Source organism: Streptomyces sp. HB132, assembly GCF_016909575.1.
Taxonomy (GTDB): domain Bacteria; phylum Actinomycetota; class Actinomycetes; order Streptomycetales; family Streptomycetaceae; genus Streptomyces.
Genome location: NZ_JAFBGA010000013.1, coordinates 47,623 through 65,681, shown reverse-complemented (window position 1 = coordinate 65,681; position 18,059 = coordinate 47,623). Strand labels below are relative to the sequence as shown.

The following is an 18,059-nucleotide window of genomic DNA, read 5'->3' as shown; positions in this document are numbered from 1 at the left end:
AACCGGGATGCCGGGAGAAGGCCCGACTCCGGTCGTACGGCCGGGATGCCGAGGGTCGCGCCGGGGGCTGTGCAGGGGATCAGCCGCCCGGCAGTTCGAGATCACTCTTGTTGAGCTCCTCGATGTTCACGTCCTTGAACGTCAACACCCGGACCTGCTTGACGAACCGGGCGGGCCTGTACATGTCCCAGACCCACGCGTCCGCCATGGAAACCTCGAAAAAGACCTCGCCCTGGACCGAGTGCACCTGCATCTCGTAGTCGTTGGTGAGGTAGAAGCGCCGTTCGGTCTCGATCACATATTTGAACAGACCGACGACATCGCGGTACTCCCGGTAGAGCTTCAGCTCCATCTCGGTCTCGTACTTCTCGAGGTCCTCGGCACTCATGGCATGTTCCCCTTCAGCCGTGCGTCCCCCTATTGTGCGTCAGCCCCGCGCACCCCTGGCCGATTAGACGATTTCGGGGGCGAGAACCAGCGGAACACTCGGGGGACCCTCGTCGAGCAGCGTGCGCAGCAGCCCGGCGAGCCTGGTCGGGTACACCGTCTCACGCGTGGCGAGAAGTTCGGCGGAAGTCCACCACCTCAGACCGGCAACACTGCGCAGCTCCAGCTCGGTGAGGCCCTTCTGGTGAGTGGCCGTCTGCGGCGTCCGGGCCAGGAAGTACCACTCGTCCTGGTCCCAGCGCCGGCCGTCGAACGGGAAGGAGCAGATCCTCGTCCACAGCAGCGGGCCAAGGGAGACATCCGTGATCCCGGTCTCCTCGGCGAGCTCGCGCAGGGCGGCCTCCTCGCGGGTCTCCCCGCCCTCCAGGCCGCCTCCGGGGGTGAACCACCAGTGGTCGGCCGGGGCGTCGGGCTCGAAACCGTGCAGCAACAGGATCCGGTCGTCCGGGTCCAGGAGCACGACACGGGCCACCTTGCGTACCTCAGTGCGCATCGGCGGACGCCTTCGGCCGCTTGGCACCCCGCCCGGATCGCGCCGCGAGCGGCCCGTAGGCCGCGCCGCCCAGGATCAGCACCACGCCCACCACGAGGGCGCCCGCCTGCAGCGGCAGAGGGCCCTCGGACGACACCCCTCCGGGCAGCGCGGCAAACGCCGCGGGCCGGCCGATCATCCCGTTCATGGGCCAGGCCACGGCGTCCACCCGCGCCTGGACCGCGCTGCGAGGCACCGAACCCTGTCCCGGGTCCTCCAGGTGGACGCGGGAGTCCATGGAGGTGCTGCGTTCGTCCCCGAGGAGGAAGAGCTGGCCCTCGGGCACGTCGGCCGTGAAGTTCTGGGGAGAGGCCGGGGCCTCACCCTCTGCCGGGAGGAGGGACGAGGCTCCCGCCGCCCGCAGATACGGTTCCTCGACGGGTTCGCCGTCGACCGTGAGCCGGCCGCCCTTGTCGCAGCAGGCGACCTTGTCACCGCCCACGCCGACGACCCGTTTCACCATGGGCATGTCGCCCCATGCCGTGTCGGTGAAGACGACCACGTCTCCGCGCCGCACGTCGTCGCCGTCCACCCGCTCGGCGAGGACCCGGTCACCGGCGTTCACCGTCGGTGTCATCGAGTCGGTCGGTACGGTGTACGGCTTGTACACCACGGCTCCCCAGGCGAAGCCGCCGAGGAAGAGCACACAGCCGACGGCCACGGCCAGGTTCGACAACGTGCTGCCGAGCCGGCCGCGGCCGTCATGACGTCCTGATCCACTCATCCCAGCGCTCCCCCATCGGAGATCGACAATCGCTGATCCGAGTCGGCACCCTACCCGGCGGTATGCCCGCGGGTCAGCCTACGGCGACGCCAGAACACGAGGGGCAGCGCTCCGGCTACACCGAGTGCACCGGGTACCGCGACAGCGGCCGCGGCGTTCAGCCCGGGCTGGTCGAACGTGCTCGGCACCGGCAGGGTCGCCCAGCGGTTTACGGGCCAGGCCACCACAACGGCCCGCCCGACCACCTCGTCCGTGGACACCGTGCCCTGACCGGGCAGCTCCTGGTGGTAGCGGGAGTCCAGCGAGTTCTGCCGGTGGTCGCCCATCACCCAGATCCGGCCCTCGGGCACGTTGATCGGTCCGAACGGCTCGTCGTCGCAGGCGCTGTTGCCGGCGAAGATGAACGACTTGTCGTCCAGCGCCTTGCCGTTGACCGTCACCGGGCCGTTCTTCTTGCACTCGACGGTGTCGCCGCCGACGGCGATGACCCTCTTGATCAGATCCTTCTCCTCCGCGGACGGCATCAGCCCGATGAAGCTCAGGAACTTCTGCACCGCGTTGGGCTCGGGCGTCGCCGTGTCCTCCAGCCAGCCGCCCGGATCGTGGAAGACCACGACCTCTCCACGCTCGGGCTCCGAGCCGAACCACGGCGTCAGCTTGTCGACCAGCACCCGGTCACCCCGCTGCAGGGTGTTCTGCATCGAGTCCGAGGGAATCGAGAACGCCTGCACCAGGAACGTCTTGATCAGCAACGCGAGAACGAGCGCGACGCCGATGAGGAGCGGCAGCTCCTTCCAGAAGGAACGGGGCTTCTTCACCGCCGTGCTGCCACCGTCCGGGGACTCGCCGTCACTCTGCGCCTCCGCCGGGACCCCGTCGCTCGAAGACCGGTCCTCGGGTTCGTCGTGTCCGGATCGTGCGCCGACCGCCAAATCCCCCACATCCACTCCTCACTCCGTGCCACCGCCCGCGCCCGATTCGGCGCAGGCCCACCACTCCCATAACGAGCGGGAGTTCCGCAGGGGTCGGGAGCAGGACCATTCCGTTGCGATCCTGGGAGGACACACTATTCGACGGGGCCGTCCCGGCCGTAGCTCCGGCGCCCCCGTCGGGGACGGAGGCGTACGTTCCGGGCTCCTCCAGCCTGCGCCAGTGCCCGAACGGCCAGGCGATCACCACGGCCCGTCCCACGACCTCGTCCTCCGACACCGTGCCCTTTCCCGGCTTGTCGAGATGGAATCGTGAGTCCGCGGAATTCGACCGGTGGTCGCCCATCACGAAGATGCGGCCCCGGGGAACCTTTACCTCGAATTTGAGAGTGGAGGGGACGTCGCCGGGATTCAGATACGGCTCGTCGAGCGCCACGCCGTTGACCGTGATCCTGCCGTCGGCGCCGCAGCACTTCACTGTGTCGCCCCCCACGGCCACCACACGCTTGATCAGGTCCTGTTCGTCGGCCGAGGGCAGCAGCCCGATGAAGGTGAGCAGTTCCTTGACCTGTTTGACCCCGGCGGGCGGGTCCTCCGGTACGGCGCTCTCCTGCTGCAGCCAGCCGCCCGGGTCCTTGAAGACGACGACGTCCCCGCGCTGCGGCTCGGAGCCGAACCAGGGGGTCAGCTTGTCCACCAGCACCCGGTCACCGATCCGGATGGTCTGCTCCATCGAGCCGGAGGGGATCACGAAGGCCTGGACGAGAAAGGTCTTGAGCACCAGCGCGATCAGCAGCGCCACCAGGACGAGGAGGGGTATCTCCTTGATCGCCGACCGGCGCCTGCGGCGTTTCACCTTGCGGGCCAGCTTGCGGCGCTCCGCCCGCGTGGGCAGCGAACGTGCCGTGGTCGGCCTGGCCCCGGTGGGAAGCGGGGGGACGGACTCGGGTGCCCTCCTCCGACCCCGGTTACCCATGGTCCGCGTCCGCCGGCCGTATGCCGGTGAAGGCGTCGGTGCCCTCCAGGGAGCCGAGTCTGCCGAGCGGCCAGCCGAGCCAGTCGACGCGTCCGATCACTCTCTGGACGGGCACCATGCCACCCCCCGGCTGCCCCAGGTGATCACGGGAGTCCCGCGAGTTGCTGCGGTGGTCGCCCATCACCCAGAGTCTGTCGTCCGGCACCACTATGTCGAAGGCGACGTCGGACGGGCGGTCACCCGGGTGCAGATACGCCTCGTCCACCGGAGCGTCGTTCACCTCGAGCCTCCCCCGCCTGTCGCAGCAGACCACACGGTCGCCCCCCACGCCCACCACCCGCTTCACGAAGTCGGACCCCGCGGGTTCGGCCAGCCCCAGGGACGCGGCCGCCCCGCGCAGCAGCGCGCCGACGGTGCTCCCCTCCGCCCCCGCCTCCGGTACGAAGGATCCGGTGCCGTCGAAGACCACCACGTCGCCGCGGTGGGGCTCGGAGCCGAAACGGTACGCCAGTTTGTTGACGAGTACACGGTCCCCGACCCGGAGCGTGGGCTGCATCGAGCCACTGGGAATCAGGAAGGGCTGCAGGACGAAGGCGCTGAAGAGCAGCAGAGCGGTCGTGCAGAGCATGCCGAGGAAGACGGTCCGCCCCCAGGACATCGCCGCGGACGGCCGGTCGGGAACATGCGTGGAGCGCGACCCCTCCTCCGTCCCGTCCGAGGGGTCGGAGGAGCGATCGCGCTCCATGTGCTGTGCTTCCGTGTCCATCGGGGCCGAATCCTATCGGGCCACGCCGTGGACGCCGGAGGTGAGTCAGCGGTCGCGCTTCTCCTTGATCTTCGCGGCCTTGCCGCGGAGCTCACGGAGGAAGTACAGCTTGGCGCGACGGACGTCACCGCGGGTGACGAGCTCGATCTTCTCGAAGATCGGGCTGTGCACCGGGAAGGTGCGCTCGACGCCGACGCTGAAGGAGACCTTGCGGACCGTGAAGGTCTCGCTGACACCCGAGCCCTGGCGGCGGATGACGACGCCCTTGAACTGCTGGATACGGGAGCGGTTGCCCTCGATCACGCGCACGTGGACGTTGACGGTGTCACCGGGGCGGAACGCCGGGAGGTCGGTACGGAGCGAGGCGGCGTTGACGCCATCGAGCAGGGAAGTCATGTTGTCTGCTTTCTTCGCCGATGCCACAGGTCATCGACGGGAGAGAGTGAAGTTCGGATGCTGATCACATCGGGCGGGCGTCTTTCCCCCTGTGGCAGGGGCGCACGCCGGACGTACAGCGGGCCTATTCTTCCACGGCCGCGGGCCTGCGCCAAAATCGTCCGTCGGGCCCCGGGGACCAGCCCAGGATGGACAGCATCTCCCGGTCCTTCTTGTCGAAGCCCGTCGCCTCGCAACGCTCGATCAGATCGGGCCTGTTGAGAGCGGTACGGCGGAAGGCCTCGTCGCGTCGCCAGCGTGCGATCCGGCCGTGGTGGCCGCTGAGCAGCACCTCGGGAATGGCGCGCCCGCGCCACTCCGGAGGCTTCGTGTAGACGGGCCCCTCGAGCAGGTCGGCCATGGCCCCGGGCGCGAAGGAGTCGTCGCGGTGCGACTCGGCGTTGCCGAGCACCCCGGGCAGCAGCCGGGCGACGGCCTCGGTGATCACCAGGACGGCTGCTTCGCCGCCCGCCAGGACGTAGTCCCCGATGGACACCTCGACGACCGGTATACGGGTCGCGTACTCGTCCATCACCCGGCGGTCGATGCCCTCGTAGCGGGCGGGGGTGAAGATGAGCCACGGTCGCTCCGAGAGCTCCACGGCCAGTTCCTGGGTGAAGGGCCTGCCACTGGGCGTGGGCACCACGAGCACCGGGGAGTGCGCCCCGGCCTCGTAGCCGCCGGCCAGCGCGGTGTCCAGCGCCTCGCCCCAGGGCTCGGTCTTCATGACCATGCCGGGGCCGCCGCCGTACGGGGTGTCGTCCACCGTGTTGTGCCGGTCGTAGGTCCAGTCCCGCAGGTCGTGGACGTGCACGTCGAGACTGCCCCGGGTGCGCGCCTTGCCGACGAGCGAGACGTTCAGGGGGTCCAGGTACTCGGGGAAGATCGTGACGACGTCGAGCCGCATCACTCGTCGCCCTTCTGCCCGTCGCCCGCCACGCCGGCCCCGGCACCGTCCTGGTCGCGCGTGGAGGCGATGACGGCCTCGCTCTCGTCGATCAGCCCCGGCGGCGGAGTGATGACGGCCCGCTGCTCCTCCAGGTCGATCTCGGTGACGATCTCCTCGACGAACGGGATCATCACCTCGCTGCCGTCCGGCCGTTCCACGATGAACAGGTCCTGGGACGGCAGATGTGTGATCTCGGTGATCCGGCCGATCTCGGTTCCGTCGGCGAGGACGACGTCGAGGTCCATCAGCTGGTGGTCGTAGAACTCCTCGGGGTCCTCGGGCAGTTCCTCCGGATCCACCTCGGCGATCAGCAGGGTGTTGCGCAGCGCCTCCGCGGCCGTACGGTCGCGCACGCCCTCGAACCGCAGCAGCAGGCGACCGCTGTGCACCCGGCCGGTCTCGATCGTGAGCGGCCCGGTGGCGGCGGGCTCCGTGGCCAGCACGGCCCCCGGACCGAGCCGGATCTCGGGCTCGTCGGTGCGCACCTCGACGGTGACCTCGCCCTTGATGCCGTGGGCGCGACCGATCCGCGCAACTACCAACTGCACGCTGTTTCTCCCGGTGGTTTCTTACTGAGGAGGCGGTGGTGTACGGACGACAAAGGCCGGGGACGGCTCGAAAGCCCTCCCCGGCCCCGGCCGGTGTTCAACTCTTTCAGCGAACCTGGTCCACATCGACGAGGTCGACACGGATCCCACGGCCGCCGATGGCACCCACGACGGTACGCAGAGCGCGCGCGGTACGGCCGTTGCGGCCGATCACCTTGCCGAGGTCGTCGGGGTGAACCCGGACCTCGAGCACGCGTCCACGGCGCAGGTCGCGCGAGGCGACCTGCACATCGTCGGGGTTGTCGACGATGCCCTTCACGAGGTGCTCAAGAGCCTCCTCGAGCACGCTCAGGCCTCGGTCGACTCGGTGGACGCGGCAGCGTCGGCCGCCTCGTCCGCCTTCTTGTCCGACTTCTTGGCCTTCTGGGTGATGGCCTCACCCTTGGCCTCGTCGCCGTCCGTGGTGAGGGCCTCGAACAGGGCGCGCTTGTCAGCCTTGGGCTCAGGCTGCAGGAGCGGCGCGGGGGCCGGGAGGCCCTTGTGGGCCTGCCAGTCACCGGTGAGCTTCAGGATCGCGAGGACCGGCTCGGTCGGCTGGGCGCCGACGGACAGCCAGTACTGCGCGCGCTCCGCGTTGACCTCGATGCGGGAGGGGTTCTGCACCGGGTGGTACAGACCGATCTCCTCGATGGCCCGGCCGTCACGGCGGGTGCGCGAGTCGGCGACGATGATGCGGTAGTGAGGCGAACGAATCTTGCCCAGACGCTTCAGCTTGATCTTGACTGCCACGGAAGTGGTCTCTCCTGGTCTCTGACGTGGTTGGGCACAAAAGATGCCACGTGGGGTTGCGGTACTCGGGTGCCCGATGGACGCGTCAGCCGGAGGAGAGAGGGGTCCTGTGCGACTGTCGAGTACAGCTGTCCATTGTGCCACACCGCATCGGGTCACCCCACCGCGACCGCCGCTTCCGGGATGCGGAAGGGCTTGCCGCAGCCCCCGCAGACGATCGGGGCCTGGGCGAGGACCGAGGGAACGACCCGGACGTTGCGCCCGCAGTCGCAGACGGCCTTGACCCGCACCCCTCCCCCGGACGAGCCGTGGCGCGCGGCGGGACCGCGGAACGAGCGCTTGGTGTCCGCCGCGGTGGCCACGGTGTGCGCCTTGAGCGCACGCTGCAACCGCTCCGCGGTGGGGCGGTACCTGCGTCTGGCCTCGGGATTGAGCGTCACCAGCGAGAATCCGCTGCTGGGGTGGGGCTCCTCGGCATGATCGAGGCCCAGCTCCTCGGCGATCGCGAGGAAGCGTCGGTTGTGGTAGCGGCCGGCGCGGGAGGTGTCACGGACACCTCGCGCGGCAGCGATGCCGTGGACTGCCTCATGGAGCAGCCGTTCGAAGGAGAGCTCGGCGCCACAGGCGGACGAGGACTCTCCGATCAGGGACTCTGGCGCGGCAAGATCGGGCAGCTCGGGGTGGTACCGCTGAATGTCGGCCCACGCCTGTGCCAGCTCTGCGGCAAGTACAGGTGGTGTCGTGCTCACGTCGTGACAACGAGCCTGAGTGCTCCGGTGTTCCTATTCCGGGGCATCCCAAATAATTTGCACGTACCAGTCAGTTGCCCTTGATGCGTCCGGACGAGGGCGGGTGCGCAGATCAGCGGAGAAGTCTCACAGCTCGCACCAAGGTGGGACGTAGCAGCGCGTACGCACCTGCCTGGACGGGCACCCCCGGGCGACAGTACCCGGCACGGAGCGAGGGCCGCACACCGGTCGCGGGCGGGGCGGGGGCGCTCGACGTGCTGCGCCCCGTGTGTCGGGTGAGACTGTGAGGAAGCGAGCAGCGGGCGTGCTGTTCCCGGCGCCCGCATCGCGCACGCGGCGCCCGGGGGCGCACGACCGGAGCACGCGGGCAATGCCGTCCCACCCCGTCCGACCTCTGGACGGGACCGCCGATGCGGAGTTCCCTGGCATACGGGGGCTGTGGGCACACATGCACAGCACATAGACATGGGGGACCTCACTCGGGCACGACCGACCTCACGGCGGATTGGGGCGCATTCCATGACACCTACGCTCGTCCGGCACCACAGGTACGCGGATTCGTCCGCCCCGGTGGACGCCGGTACCCGCGCCCGTGACTGGGCCGAGATCCAGGAGCGCATGCTGGCGCCCCTCTACGAGGCGGTGTACGCCCGCCTCGAGGTCGGGGCCGGTACGCGGATGCTCTCCCTCGGCTGCGGTTCCGGGCTCGCGCTGCTGATCGCGGCCTCGCGCGGGGCGCGCGTCACCGGCGTCGACACCGACCGCGACCGTCTGGCCCTGGCCCGTGAGCGCCTCGCCTCCGGGACGGGGCACGATGCCGGGCGCACGGATCGCCGGGCGAGGCTCGTGGACAGCGTTCCGGCGGCCGTCCCGGACGGGGAGGCCCCGTACAACCTGCTGACCGCGTTCCAGCCGATCGGCTGCGCGGCCGGGGACTCCGAGGGGCTCGCCCCGGCGCTGGCCTCCGCCGTGCCGCTGGCCGTGCGGGGCGCCACGGTGGTGCTGGCCGGCTGGGGGCCGCCGGAGAGGTGTGCCACCGCTCCGGTACTGAGGGTGGCGGCCCGGCTAACCGGGTCGGCGAGCACACCGCGTTCGGGGAACGGCTGGCGGCCGGCGCTGCGGGACGACCTGGAAGAGGTCGCGGCTCGGGCCGGGCTCAAGCCGGACGGCTCGGGCCGGGTGTCCTGCCCCTTCGGTTACGCGGACGTGGACAGCGCGGTGCGCGGCCTGCTGTCCACCGGGCTGTTCGACACGGCGGTGCGGGCGACGGACCGCACCCAGGTGGAGAAGGAGGTCGCGGAGGCCCTGCATCCGCATCTGCGGCCCGACGGCACGGTGTGGATGCCGAACGTCTTCCGCTACCTGGTGTGCGTGACGTAACGGCACGGCGGAAGGGGCGCCCCGCCGAGCGGGACGCCCCTTCCGCCGTGCACCGGGCCGGTCAGCCCATGAACTTCTTGAACTCGTCCGGCAGCTCGAAGTTCTTGTCCTCCTGAGCGGGCAGGTTGAACGCGCCGCCCTGTGCCGCCTGCTCGCGGCGGGCCGCCTCGGCCTGCTCCTCGGCCTTGCGCTTCATCGGGTTACCGCTCTTGCGCTTGCCCTTGGCCTGCTTGACCTGCTTCTTCTGACGGCCGGGGCCGCCGCCCATGCCCGGCATCCCCGGCATCCCCGGCATGCCGCCGCCCTGGGCCATCTTCGACATCATCTTGCGGGCCTCGAAGAAGCGCTCCACCAGGTTCTTCACCGCGGAGACCTCGACACCGGAACCCTTGGCGATACGGGCCCGGCGCGAGCCGTTGATGATGGTCGGCTCGGCGCGTTCCTTCGGGGTCATCGACTTGATGATCGCGGCCGTGCGGTCCACGTCGCGCTCGTCGATGTTGTTGATCTGGTCCTTGATCTGCCCCATGCCGGGCAGCATCCCGAGCAGCTTGGAGATGGAGCCCATCTTCCTGACCTGCTCCATCTGCGCCAGGAAGTCGTCGAGCGTGAAGTCCTTGCCCTTGCTCGACGCCAGCTTGGAGGCCATTTTGGCGGCCTCTTCCTGGCTGAAGGTCTTCTCCGCCTGCTCGATCAGGGTGAGCAGGTCACCCATGTCGAGGATGCGGGACGCCATCCGGTCGGGGTGGAAGGCGTCGAAGTCCTCGAGCTTCTCACCGTTCGACGCGAACATGATCTGCTTGCCCGTGACGTGGGCGATCGACAGGGCGGCGCCACCTCGGGCGTCACCGTCGAGCTTGGAGAGCACGACGCCGTCGAAGCCGACGCCGTCGCGGAAGGCCTCGGCGGTGTTGACCGCGTCCTGGCCGATCATCGCGTCGACGACGAAGAGGATCTCGTCGGGGCTGACGGCGTCGCGGATGTCCGCGGCCTGCCGCATCAGCTCCTCGTCGATGCCGAGGCGGCCGGCGGTGTCGACGATGACGATGTCGTGGACCTTGGCCTTGGCGAACTCGATGGAGTCCTTGGCGACCTTGACGGGGTCGCCCACACCGTTGCCCGGCTCCGGCGCGTACACCGCGACACCGGCACGGTCGGCGACGACGCTCAGCTGGTTGACGGCGTTGGGGCGCTGGAGGTCACAGGCGACGAGCAGCGGGGAGTGGCCCTGGCTCTTGAGCCAGAGACCCAGCTTTCCGGCGAGGGTGGTCTTACCGGCACCCTGCAGACCCGCGAGCATGATCACGGTGGGCGGGTTCTTGGCGAACCTGAGCCGCCGGGTCTCGCCGCCGAGGATGCCGACGAGCTCCTCGTTGACGATCTTGACGACCTGCTGGGCGGGGTTCAGCGCCTGGGAGACCTCGGAGCCGCGCGCCCGCTCCTTGACGCTGGCGATGAACGCCCGGACGACGGGGAGCGCGACATCGGCCTCGAGCAGGGCGATACGGATCTCGCGAGCCGTGGCGTCGATGTCCGCCTCGGACAAGCGGCCCTTGCCCCTGAGGTTTTTGAAAGTCGCGCTAAGGCGGTCGGAGAGAGTATCGAACACGGCGCTCGTCGGTCCTCAGGGTCGGGGGCGTGGCAGGTCAGTCGTCCTCCAGGGTATCCGGACCCCGGGGAACGCGAAGCCCTCGCCCGTTTCTCGTGACGATCGGGCCCGGGACAGGAGGTCAGCCGAGCTCCTTCTCGACCTCCCCGGCCACCTCGGCGGCCCGTTCCGGGAGCAGCGGCTCACCCTCCGTGTCCGTGACGTAGAAGGCGTCGACCGCGTTCGCGCCGAGCGTGGAGACGTGGGCGCTGCGGACTCTGACCGCGCTCCGCTCCAGGGCGCGGCCGATCCGGTGCAGGAGCCCCGGGGCGTCCTGCGCGCGGACCTCGATCACCGTGGCCAGGCGCGATCCGGCCGCGGCGACGGTCACCCGCGGCGGCGGGGCCTTCACTCCGCGCCGCCGTGGGTAAGCGGCTTCGCGTTCGGCGAGCCTGGCCCGGATGTCCAGGGAACCGTCCAGGGCGCGTACGAGATCGGCGCGCAGCCGGGTGGCCTGCGGGAGTGAGCCGTACTCGGCCGCGACCCGCCAGCTGAGCACCAGCAGGTCCGCCGTGTCACCCAGCTCGGTGGGGAGCTCGACGGCGCGCAGGTCGGCGGCGCGCACGGTGAGACGGTGCAGGGCGAGGACCCCGGCCGCCGCGGGCAGGACGCCGGGGCGGTCGGGCAGCGCGATGAGGAGTTCGACGCCCACGGGTGCGGGCTCGCCGTCCTCGGAGGCCGGTTCGGGCCGGGTGTGCAGGGAGAGGACGGGCTGTCCGGTACGCAGGGCCTCGACGGCGAGGCGTTCCTGTTCGGCGCTGGGGGCGAGTGGCTCCGGCGCGGGGGGTTCCTCGCCGGCCAGGAGCGCGGCGACACGCTTGACCAGGTCGGTGACGAGTGAGGCCCGCCAGGAGCTCCAGGCCGCGGGGCCGGTGGCCAGTGCGTCGGCCTCGGTGAGCGCGTGCAGGAGCTCCAGGGTGGCGGCGTTGCCGACGGCCGCGGCGACGGAGCGGACGGTCGCGGGGTCGTCGAGGTCGCGCCGCGTGGCGGTCTCGACGAGCAGCAGATGGTGCCGTACGAGCGTGGCGACGACGCCCACGTCCTGCTTGTCGAAGCCGATGCGGGCGGCCATGTCGCGGGCGATGACCTCGCCGGCCACCGAGTGGTCCCCCGGCCAGCCCTTGCCGATGTCGTGCAGCAGGGCGGCGATCAGGAGGAGGTCGGGCCGGCCGACACGGCGGGTGAGGTGGGAGGCGCGGACGGCCGTCTCGACGAGGTGCCGGTCGACGGTCCAGGTGTGGACGGGGTTGCGCTGCGGCCGGCAGTGGACCCGCTCCCAGTCGGGCAGCAGGCGGGTGATGATGCCTTCCGATTCGAGCGCTTCCCAGACACCGACGGTGGCCTCGCCGGCGCCGAGGAGGGTGACGAGCTCCTCGCGGGCCTGGGGCGGCCACGGCACGGGCAGTGGCTGCGCCGCGGTGCCCAGATGGCGGACGAGGTGGCGGGAGAGCGGCAGCCCGGCCTCCGCGGCGGCGGCGGCGGCCCTGAGTGTGAGCACGGGGTCGCGTTCGGGGCGGGCGGTGCGCGCGAGGACGACTTCGCCGTCGGCCTCGACGACGCCCTCGGCGAGCGGGGTGCGTTCCGGAACGGCCTTGGCGCCGCCGAGGAGCGTGCGCAGCCGTGGCCGTGAGGAGCGGGCCCGCAGGACGCGGTTGACCTCGCGCCAGGTGACGTCGGTGGCGTACGAGACGGTCCGGGCGGCCTCGTAGAGCTGGCGGAGCAGGGCGTCGGAGTCCAGGAGGCCGAGGGCTCCGGCGACCTGGTCCTGCTCCTGCAGGGCGAGGCGGTCGGTGGCCCGGCCGGTGGTGAGGTGGAGTGCGTCGCGTGCGTCGAGGAGCGTACGGCGGGCTTCCGCGAGTCCTTCGCGGGGTGCGTCGGCGACCCATGAGGCGGCGACGGCACGCAGGGCGGTGGCGTCGCGGAGGCCGCCGCGGGCCTCCTTCAGATCGGGTTCCAGGAGGAACTGCAGCTCGCCCATGCGTTCGGCCCGTTCGCGGCAGAGCTCGTCGAGGGCGGGGAGGCGTTTGGGGGCCTGGTTGCGCCAGTCGGCGAGGATCGCGGTACGGAGTCCGGCGACGAGCCCGAGGTCTCCGGTGACCGGGCGCGCGTCGAGCAGCCCGAGCTGGACCTTGAGGTCCTCCCCCGCGGTTCTGCGTGCCTCGCCGGGGGTGCGTACGGAGTGGTCGAGTGCGAGGCCGAGGTCCCAGACCGGGTACCAGATCCCGTCGGCGAGGGCGGCGACGGCTCCCGGGTCGGCGTTGCCGTCGTGCAGGAGCAGGAGGTCGAGGTCGCTGCGCGGGGAGAGCTCTCCGCGGCCGTACCCGCCGACGGCGACGAGGGCGGCACCGCGGACACCCGCCCGCTCGGCGGCCGTGGTGAACAGCCCGGTCAGCCAGCCGTCGGTGAGCCGCGCCAGTGCGGCACGGCGCGGCGGCCCGGACCGCGCCTCCTCCTGGAGGAGGCGCAGCCGGGCCGCCGCATAGCCGCTGGGTCCCGAGTCCTCGGATCCGGTGGTCACTTCGGTGCTCGTCACCCGGCTGCCTTTCCGTTCACAGGGACCGTCGGTCAGAGTGCGTCCGGACCGCGTTCGCCGGTCCGTACCCGGATCGCGGTCTCGACCGGGACGCTCCAGACCTTGCCGTCACCGATCTTGCCGGTCCGGGCGGCCTTGACCACCACGTCGATGAGCTGTTCGGCGTCCTCGTCCTCGACGAGGACCTCGATGCGGATCTTCGGCACGAGGTCCACGGTGTACTCGGCGCCACGGTAGACCTCGGTGTGGCCGCGCTGACGCCCGTAACCACTGGCTTCCGTGACCGTGAGGCCCTGGACGCCGAAGGCCTGGAGCGCCTCCTTGATCTCGTCCAGCCGGTGCGGCTTCACGACTGCGGTGATGAGCTTCATGCGTCCACCTTCTTGTTCGTCGGGGCTGCCGCGGCGCCGGGCGCCGGAGGTGCGGTGCGCGTGGCCGCGCCACCGCCGGCGCCGCTGAAGTCGTACGCCGTCTCGGCGTGCTCGACCTGGTCGATACCGGAGACCTCGTCGTCCTCGCTGACCCGCATCCCGATGGTTCTGTCGAGGATGAACGCCAGGACCGCGGAGACGACCAGAGAGTATGCGAGGACCGCGAACACTCCGACGGCCTGCTTGCCGAGCTGCTCGAGGCCGCCGCCGTAGAAGAGGCCCTTGGCGTCGGACTGCACACCGCCGGTGGCGAAGAAGCCGACGAGGAGGGAGCCGATGATGCCGCCGACGAGGTGGACGCCGACGACGTCCAGGGAGTCGTCGTAGCCGAGCTTGTACTTCAGGCCGACGGCCATGGCGCACAGGACACCGGCGATGACGCCGACCGCGATGGCGCCCAGCGGGCTGACCGAGCCGCCCGCGGGGGTGATGGCGACGAGACCGGCCACGGCCCCGGAGGCGGCGCCCAGGGTGGTGAACGAGCCGTGGCGGATCTTCTCGTAGGCGAGCCAGCCGAGGACGGCGGCGCCGGTGGCGACCTGGGTGTTGACGAACATGACGGCGCCCACGCCGTCGTCGTTGCCGAGCCACGAGCCGGCGTTGAAGCCGAACCAGCCGAACCACAGGAGGGCGGCGCCGAGCATGACGAGCGGCAGGCTGTGCGGCCGCATCGGGTCCTTCTTGAAGCCGACCCGCTTGCCGATGACGAGGATCACGCCGAGGGCGGCGGCACCCGCGTTGATGTGGACGGCCGTACCGCCGGCGAAGTCGATGACACCCAGCTCGAAGAGCCAGCCGCCGGCGCCCCAGACCCAGTGCGCGACCGGGAAGTAGACGACGGTGACCCACAGGGTGATGAACAGGGCCCACGAGGTGAACTTGACGCGGTCCGCGAGGGCGCCGCTGATGAGGGCCGGGGTGAGCACGGCGAACATCAGCTGGAAGACCGCGAAGACGTAGGTCGGGATGGTGTAGCCGTCCCAGAGCTCGGTGACTCCGATGCCGCTGAGGCCGACGTAGTCCGAGCTCCAGCCGATGACGGAACCGACGTCGGTACCGAAGGCGAGGCTGAATCCGTAGAGCACCCACAGGATCGTGACGATCCCGAGGCTGATGAAGCTCATCATCAGCATGTTCAGGGTGCTCTTGACGCGGACCATGCCTCCGTAGAAGAAGGCCAGACCCGGGGTCATGAGCATCACCAGCGCGGAGCAGATGAGCATGAACCCTGTGTTGGCGGCAGACAGCTCCGGAGCGTCTGCGGCAAGCGTCGTGATGCCTGGGGGCATCGGCGTCTCCTCGTCGTCGGTGCGGCCACGTGCGGGGGTGCGGGACCACGGTGAAAAGGTGCGGGCCGGTTATGCGCCATGAGATTCGCGCAGCGCGGTTTCCACGAATGCCGCACGGTGTTTCACCACAGTGACGAAGGAGCTCCGCGTGTTACGTCCCCATGAACCAGGGGTGTCCGGCCCGGTGCGCTGCCTACCGTCCGGGCTGCGCCGCATACGGTGCGGTTGAAAGGCCCGGGAACGTGAACCGGCCACGACGGCGACCCGCCGGCCTGGCACATGGGGGAGCCGGGTCGAGTGGTGCGGACGGCCGTCGTGGCCGGTGGCGGAGGGCCCGGTCAGACCGCTTCGGCGGTCTCCGGGAGCTGCTCGGTGAGCAGGTCGGTGAGCCGGGCGACGTCCGGGACGTCCCCGAAGTCCCTGGCCGCGGTGTCGACGGTCTTGCGGAGCCGGGTGTTGACGCGCTCCGACCTGACCTTCCTCGCGACCTTCAGGGCCGTGGTGGCGAGGACGGCCGACTCCTCGGGCTCGCGCTTCAGGAGGTGCACGGTGGCCATGCCGATCAGGTTGAGCGCGTAGGACCTCTGGTGCTCGTCGTCCTCGCCGAAGAGCTCGACGGCTCGGGCCATGACCGGCTCGGCGAGCGAGGCGTACGTGGGGCTGCGGCCGGCGACGTAGGCGAGGTCACGGTAGGAGTGGGAGTTCTCGCCGTGCAGTTCGGCCTCGGAGAAGAAGCGGATCCAGTCGGGCTCGGGCTCGTCGTCGAGGACCGCGTCGGCGAAGGTGTCCTCGGCCATCCGGACCGCTCGCTTGCACTTGCTGGGCTGACCCATGTTGGCGTAGGCGCGGGCCTCCATCGCATACAGCATGGCCTGGGTCCGCGCGGTGGCGCAGTCACGGCTGCCGTACTGGGCGAGATGGATGAGTTCGAGGGCGTCGTCGGGCCTGCCGAGGTGGATCATCTGGCGGCTCATGCTGGAGAGGATGTAGGAACCCAGTGGCTTGTCGCCGGCCTCCTTCGAGGCGTGCAGGGCGAGCACGAAGTACTTCTGGGCGGTGGGCTGGAGGCCGACGTCGTAGCTCATCCAGCCCGCCAGTTCGGCCAGTTCGGCCGCGCAGCGGAAGAGCCGCTCGGCGGTGGCCCGGGGCTGCGGTTCCTGCAGCAGGTCGGTGACCTCGTGGAGCTGGCCGACGACGGCCTTGCGGCGCAGCCCGCCCCCGCACTGTGCGTCCCACTGGCGGAACATCGCGGTGGTGGACTCCAGCAGGTCGAGCTCGGGTCCGGAGAGCCGCGAGGGGCGGCTCTCCGCGGTCGGCAGCTCCGGTTCCGGTTCCCCCGGGCGGGCCACGGGCACCAGCCAGCGCTGCATGGGCTCGATCAGTGTGGGGCCGGCGGCGAGCGCGAGGGAACTGCCGAGGAATCCGCGGCGGGCCAGCATGAGGTCGCTGCGGGAGAACTCGCTGAGCAGCGCGACGGTCTGCGGTCCCGCCCAGGGCAGGTCGACCCCCGCCACCGACGGGGACTGGTGGGCGGTGCGCAGCCCCAGGTCCTCGACCGGGACGACGGCGCCGAAGCGCTCGGAGAAGAGCTCGGACAGGATGCGCGGGATCGGTTCGCGGGGCTGTTCACCGTCGAGCCAGCGACGCACCCGGGAGGTGTCGGTACTGATGTGATGGGCACCCAGCTGGCGTGCCCTGCGGTTCACCTGGCGGGCGAGCTCGCCCTTCGACCAGCCGCTCCGCACGAACCATGAGCTCAGCTGCCCGTTGGGGCGCTTTCCGGCATTCGTCTCGCCTGCGCCGCTGCCACTCACTGGAACGCCCCCATCCGATGAAACCTGTCGCGCGAACCTCTATCAGAATGCCGTGCCCCGGCGCTGTCCGTACGGACGTCGCCCGTCTTCGAACGGATCATCGAATTGCCTGAGGCATACTCAACTGCAGATGCAATTGCAGGTTCGGGTACCCACGGTAATCCTACGATCACCGACCCAGGTGGACCATCGCGGAAACGCCACCATTCGCCACCCCTTCGAGTGAACCCGATCCGCACGGTCCGCGATTCACTTGACAGGCCGCGGTCAGCGGTTGACGGAGTGAAGCACTCAGGGGCGCATGATGCGCATCGCGCACCCCTGCGACACCACCCATGCACGCCGGCGGATCGGCGGCTGCGGAGACGTCGAGCACTCCGGGTCGTAACCACCGGTGAGTCGGACCCGTTGGAGGGTGCATGGGCTTCACGATCGGCGGCATCCGGGAGATGCGGTCCGGCGCGCGGCGCCGCGGTCGCACGGTCGGGGCGACCGAGGTGGCCGAGTACACCGGACTGTGGGGCTGGGCGGTGGCTCCGGGCGCGCGTGCCGCGGCAGGGGTCTGCTCGTGCGGCGACACGGTGTGCGACGCCCCCGGCGCGCATCCGCTGGACTTCGCCCCCGAGGTGCCTCCGGGCGCCACTCCCGGCACGGCCGCGGACGCCTGGGCCGAGGTGCCGGGCGCCTCGATGCTGCTTCCCGTGGGCCGGAGTTTCGACGTACTCGACGTCACCGAGGCCGCCGGCCGGCGCGCGCTGGTCCGGATGGAGCGGATGGGGCTGCCGCTGGGGCCGGTCTCGGTGACTCCCACCGGCCGCGCGCAGTTCTTCGTCGCCCCCGGGGCCGCGGCGGGACTGCCGGGGCTCCTCTACCGGATGGGCTGGGACGACGCGGGTCTCGATCTGCGGGCGCTGGGCCGCGGCGCTTACGTCACCGCTCCCCCTTCGGACCTCGGAGGACTCGGCCCGGTCCGCTGGCTGCGGCCACCGGCGCCGGACACGGCAGCGGCTCCCCCGCAGGCCCGGCTGCTGCTGGGCACCCTCGCCTACATATGCCACCGCTGGTGACGCCGAAGGGTGGTGAACCCCTCCAGGGTCCACCACCCTTCACGGTCAGCGGG

At 70.5% G+C, this 18,059-nt stretch carries 19 protein-coding genes; 2 read left to right on the top strand and 17 right to left on the bottom strand.

The features are described 5' to 3' along the window. Positions 1-79: 79 nt before the first annotated feature. The 12 genes from JOC24_RS25130 to JOC24_RS25075 all read right to left on the bottom strand — a co-directional run bounded on the left by JOC24_RS25130 (position 80) and on the right by JOC24_RS25075 (position 7,844). On the bottom strand, positions 80-388 hold the full coding sequence (locus JOC24_RS25130) for a DUF2469 domain-containing protein (protein WP_003965949.1): 309 nt from the start codon (positions 386-388) through the stop codon (positions 80-82). A gap of 63 nt (positions 389-451) precedes the next feature. After that, on the bottom strand, positions 452-940 hold the full coding sequence (locus tag JOC24_RS25125; protein ID WP_205022661.1) for an NUDIX hydrolase: 489 nt from the start codon (positions 938-940) through the stop codon (positions 452-454). Continuing rightward, positions 930-1,703: a signal peptidase I gene (gene lepB, locus JOC24_RS25120; protein ID WP_205022660.1), complete on the bottom strand. Its 774-nt coding sequence runs from the start codon at positions 1,701-1,703 to the stop codon at positions 930-932. Before lepB (JOC24_RS25120) ends, JOC24_RS25125 begins: the two co-directional genes overlap by 11 nt. Before the next feature lie 50 nt (positions 1,704-1,753). Then, positions 1,754-2,635, bottom strand: coding sequence for a signal peptidase I (gene lepB / locus JOC24_RS25115; protein WP_205022747.1), 882 nt, complete (start codon positions 2,633-2,635; stop codon positions 1,754-1,756). Next, entirely contained in the window at positions 2,553-3,608 is a 1,056-nt protein-coding gene (gene lepB / locus JOC24_RS25110) for a signal peptidase I (RefSeq protein ID WP_205022659.1), read from the bottom strand. Before lepB (JOC24_RS25110) ends, lepB (JOC24_RS25115) begins: the two co-directional genes overlap by 83 nt. Then, a complete protein-coding gene (gene lepB, locus JOC24_RS25105; RefSeq protein ID WP_205022658.1) occupies positions 3,601-4,374 on the bottom strand; it encodes a signal peptidase I in 774 nt (257 codons plus the stop codon). The genes lepB (JOC24_RS25110) and lepB (JOC24_RS25105) overlap by 8 nt, the downstream gene beginning before the upstream one ends. A 45-nt stretch (positions 4,375-4,419) precedes the next feature. Beyond that, positions 4,420-4,770: a 50S ribosomal protein L19 gene (rplS, locus tag JOC24_RS25100; RefSeq protein WP_031100562.1), complete on the bottom strand. Its 351-nt coding sequence runs from the start codon at positions 4,768-4,770 to the stop codon at positions 4,420-4,422. Positions 4,771-4,894: 124 nt separating this feature from the next. Next, positions 4,895-5,716: a tRNA (guanosine(37)-N1)-methyltransferase TrmD gene (gene trmD, locus JOC24_RS25095; protein WP_205022657.1), complete on the bottom strand. Its 822-nt coding sequence runs from the start codon at positions 5,714-5,716 to the stop codon at positions 4,895-4,897. Continuing rightward, positions 5,716-6,306 (bottom strand): ribosome maturation factor RimM, encoded by a 591-nt coding sequence (rimM, locus tag JOC24_RS25090; RefSeq protein ID WP_205022656.1) that lies wholly within the window; start codon positions 6,304-6,306, stop codon positions 5,716-5,718. Before rimM ends, trmD begins: the two co-directional genes overlap by 1 nt. A gap of 106 nt (positions 6,307-6,412) precedes the next feature. Next, positions 6,413-6,652 (bottom strand): RNA-binding protein, encoded by a 240-nt coding sequence (locus JOC24_RS25085; RefSeq protein ID WP_014153811.1) that lies wholly within the window; start codon positions 6,650-6,652, stop codon positions 6,413-6,415. Positions 6,653-6,654: 2 nt separating this feature from the next. Then, positions 6,655-7,095: a 30S ribosomal protein S16 gene (gene rpsP / locus JOC24_RS25080; RefSeq protein ID WP_205022655.1), complete on the bottom strand. Its 441-nt coding sequence runs from the start codon at positions 7,093-7,095 to the stop codon at positions 6,655-6,657. A 155-nt stretch (positions 7,096-7,250) separates the two neighbouring features. Continuing rightward, positions 7,251-7,844, bottom strand: coding sequence for a hypothetical protein (locus JOC24_RS25075; protein ID WP_205022654.1), 594 nt, complete (start codon positions 7,842-7,844; stop codon positions 7,251-7,253). A gap of 519 nt (positions 7,845-8,363) precedes the next feature. Here JOC24_RS25075 and JOC24_RS25070 point away from each other — a divergent pair. After that, positions 8,364-9,224, top strand: a complete 861-nt coding sequence (locus JOC24_RS25070; protein ID WP_205022653.1) for a methyltransferase domain-containing protein — start codon at positions 8,364-8,366, stop codon at positions 9,222-9,224. Positions 9,225-9,285: 61 nt separating this feature from the next. Here the strand turns inward: JOC24_RS25070 and ffh are convergent, their stop codons facing one another. The 5 genes from ffh to JOC24_RS25045 form a co-directional block, all read right to left on the bottom strand. Then, positions 9,286-10,833 (bottom strand): signal recognition particle protein, encoded by a 1,548-nt coding sequence (gene ffh, locus JOC24_RS25065; RefSeq protein WP_205022652.1) that lies wholly within the window; start codon positions 10,831-10,833, stop codon positions 9,286-9,288. A gap of 121 nt (positions 10,834-10,954) precedes the next feature. Then, positions 10,955-13,405: a [protein-PII] uridylyltransferase gene (locus tag JOC24_RS25060; protein WP_205022651.1), complete on the bottom strand. Its 2,451-nt coding sequence runs from the start codon at positions 13,403-13,405 to the stop codon at positions 10,955-10,957. A gap of 32 nt (positions 13,406-13,437) precedes the next feature. Beyond that, entirely contained in the window at positions 13,438-13,776 is a 339-nt protein-coding gene (locus JOC24_RS25055; protein WP_014048583.1) for a P-II family nitrogen regulator, read from the bottom strand. Further along, the gene (locus JOC24_RS25050) at positions 13,773-15,125 is read right to left on the bottom strand and encodes an ammonium transporter (RefSeq protein ID WP_205022650.1); all 1,353 of its coding nucleotides are present in this window, start codon (positions 15,123-15,125) and stop codon (positions 13,773-13,775) included. The genes JOC24_RS25055 and JOC24_RS25050 overlap by 4 nt, the downstream gene beginning before the upstream one ends. Before the next feature lie 338 nt (positions 15,126-15,463). Further along, positions 15,464-16,939, bottom strand: coding sequence for a transcriptional repressor NsdA (locus JOC24_RS25045; RefSeq protein WP_205022649.1), 1,476 nt, complete (start codon positions 16,937-16,939; stop codon positions 15,464-15,466). 419 nt (positions 16,940-17,358) lie between these two features. Here JOC24_RS25045 and JOC24_RS25040 point away from each other — a divergent pair, with 419 nt between their 5' ends. After that, a complete protein-coding gene (locus JOC24_RS25040) occupies positions 17,359-18,006 on the top strand; it encodes a bifunctional DNA primase/polymerase (protein WP_205022648.1) in 648 nt (215 codons plus the stop codon). Positions 18,007-18,059 lie beyond the last annotated feature (53 nt).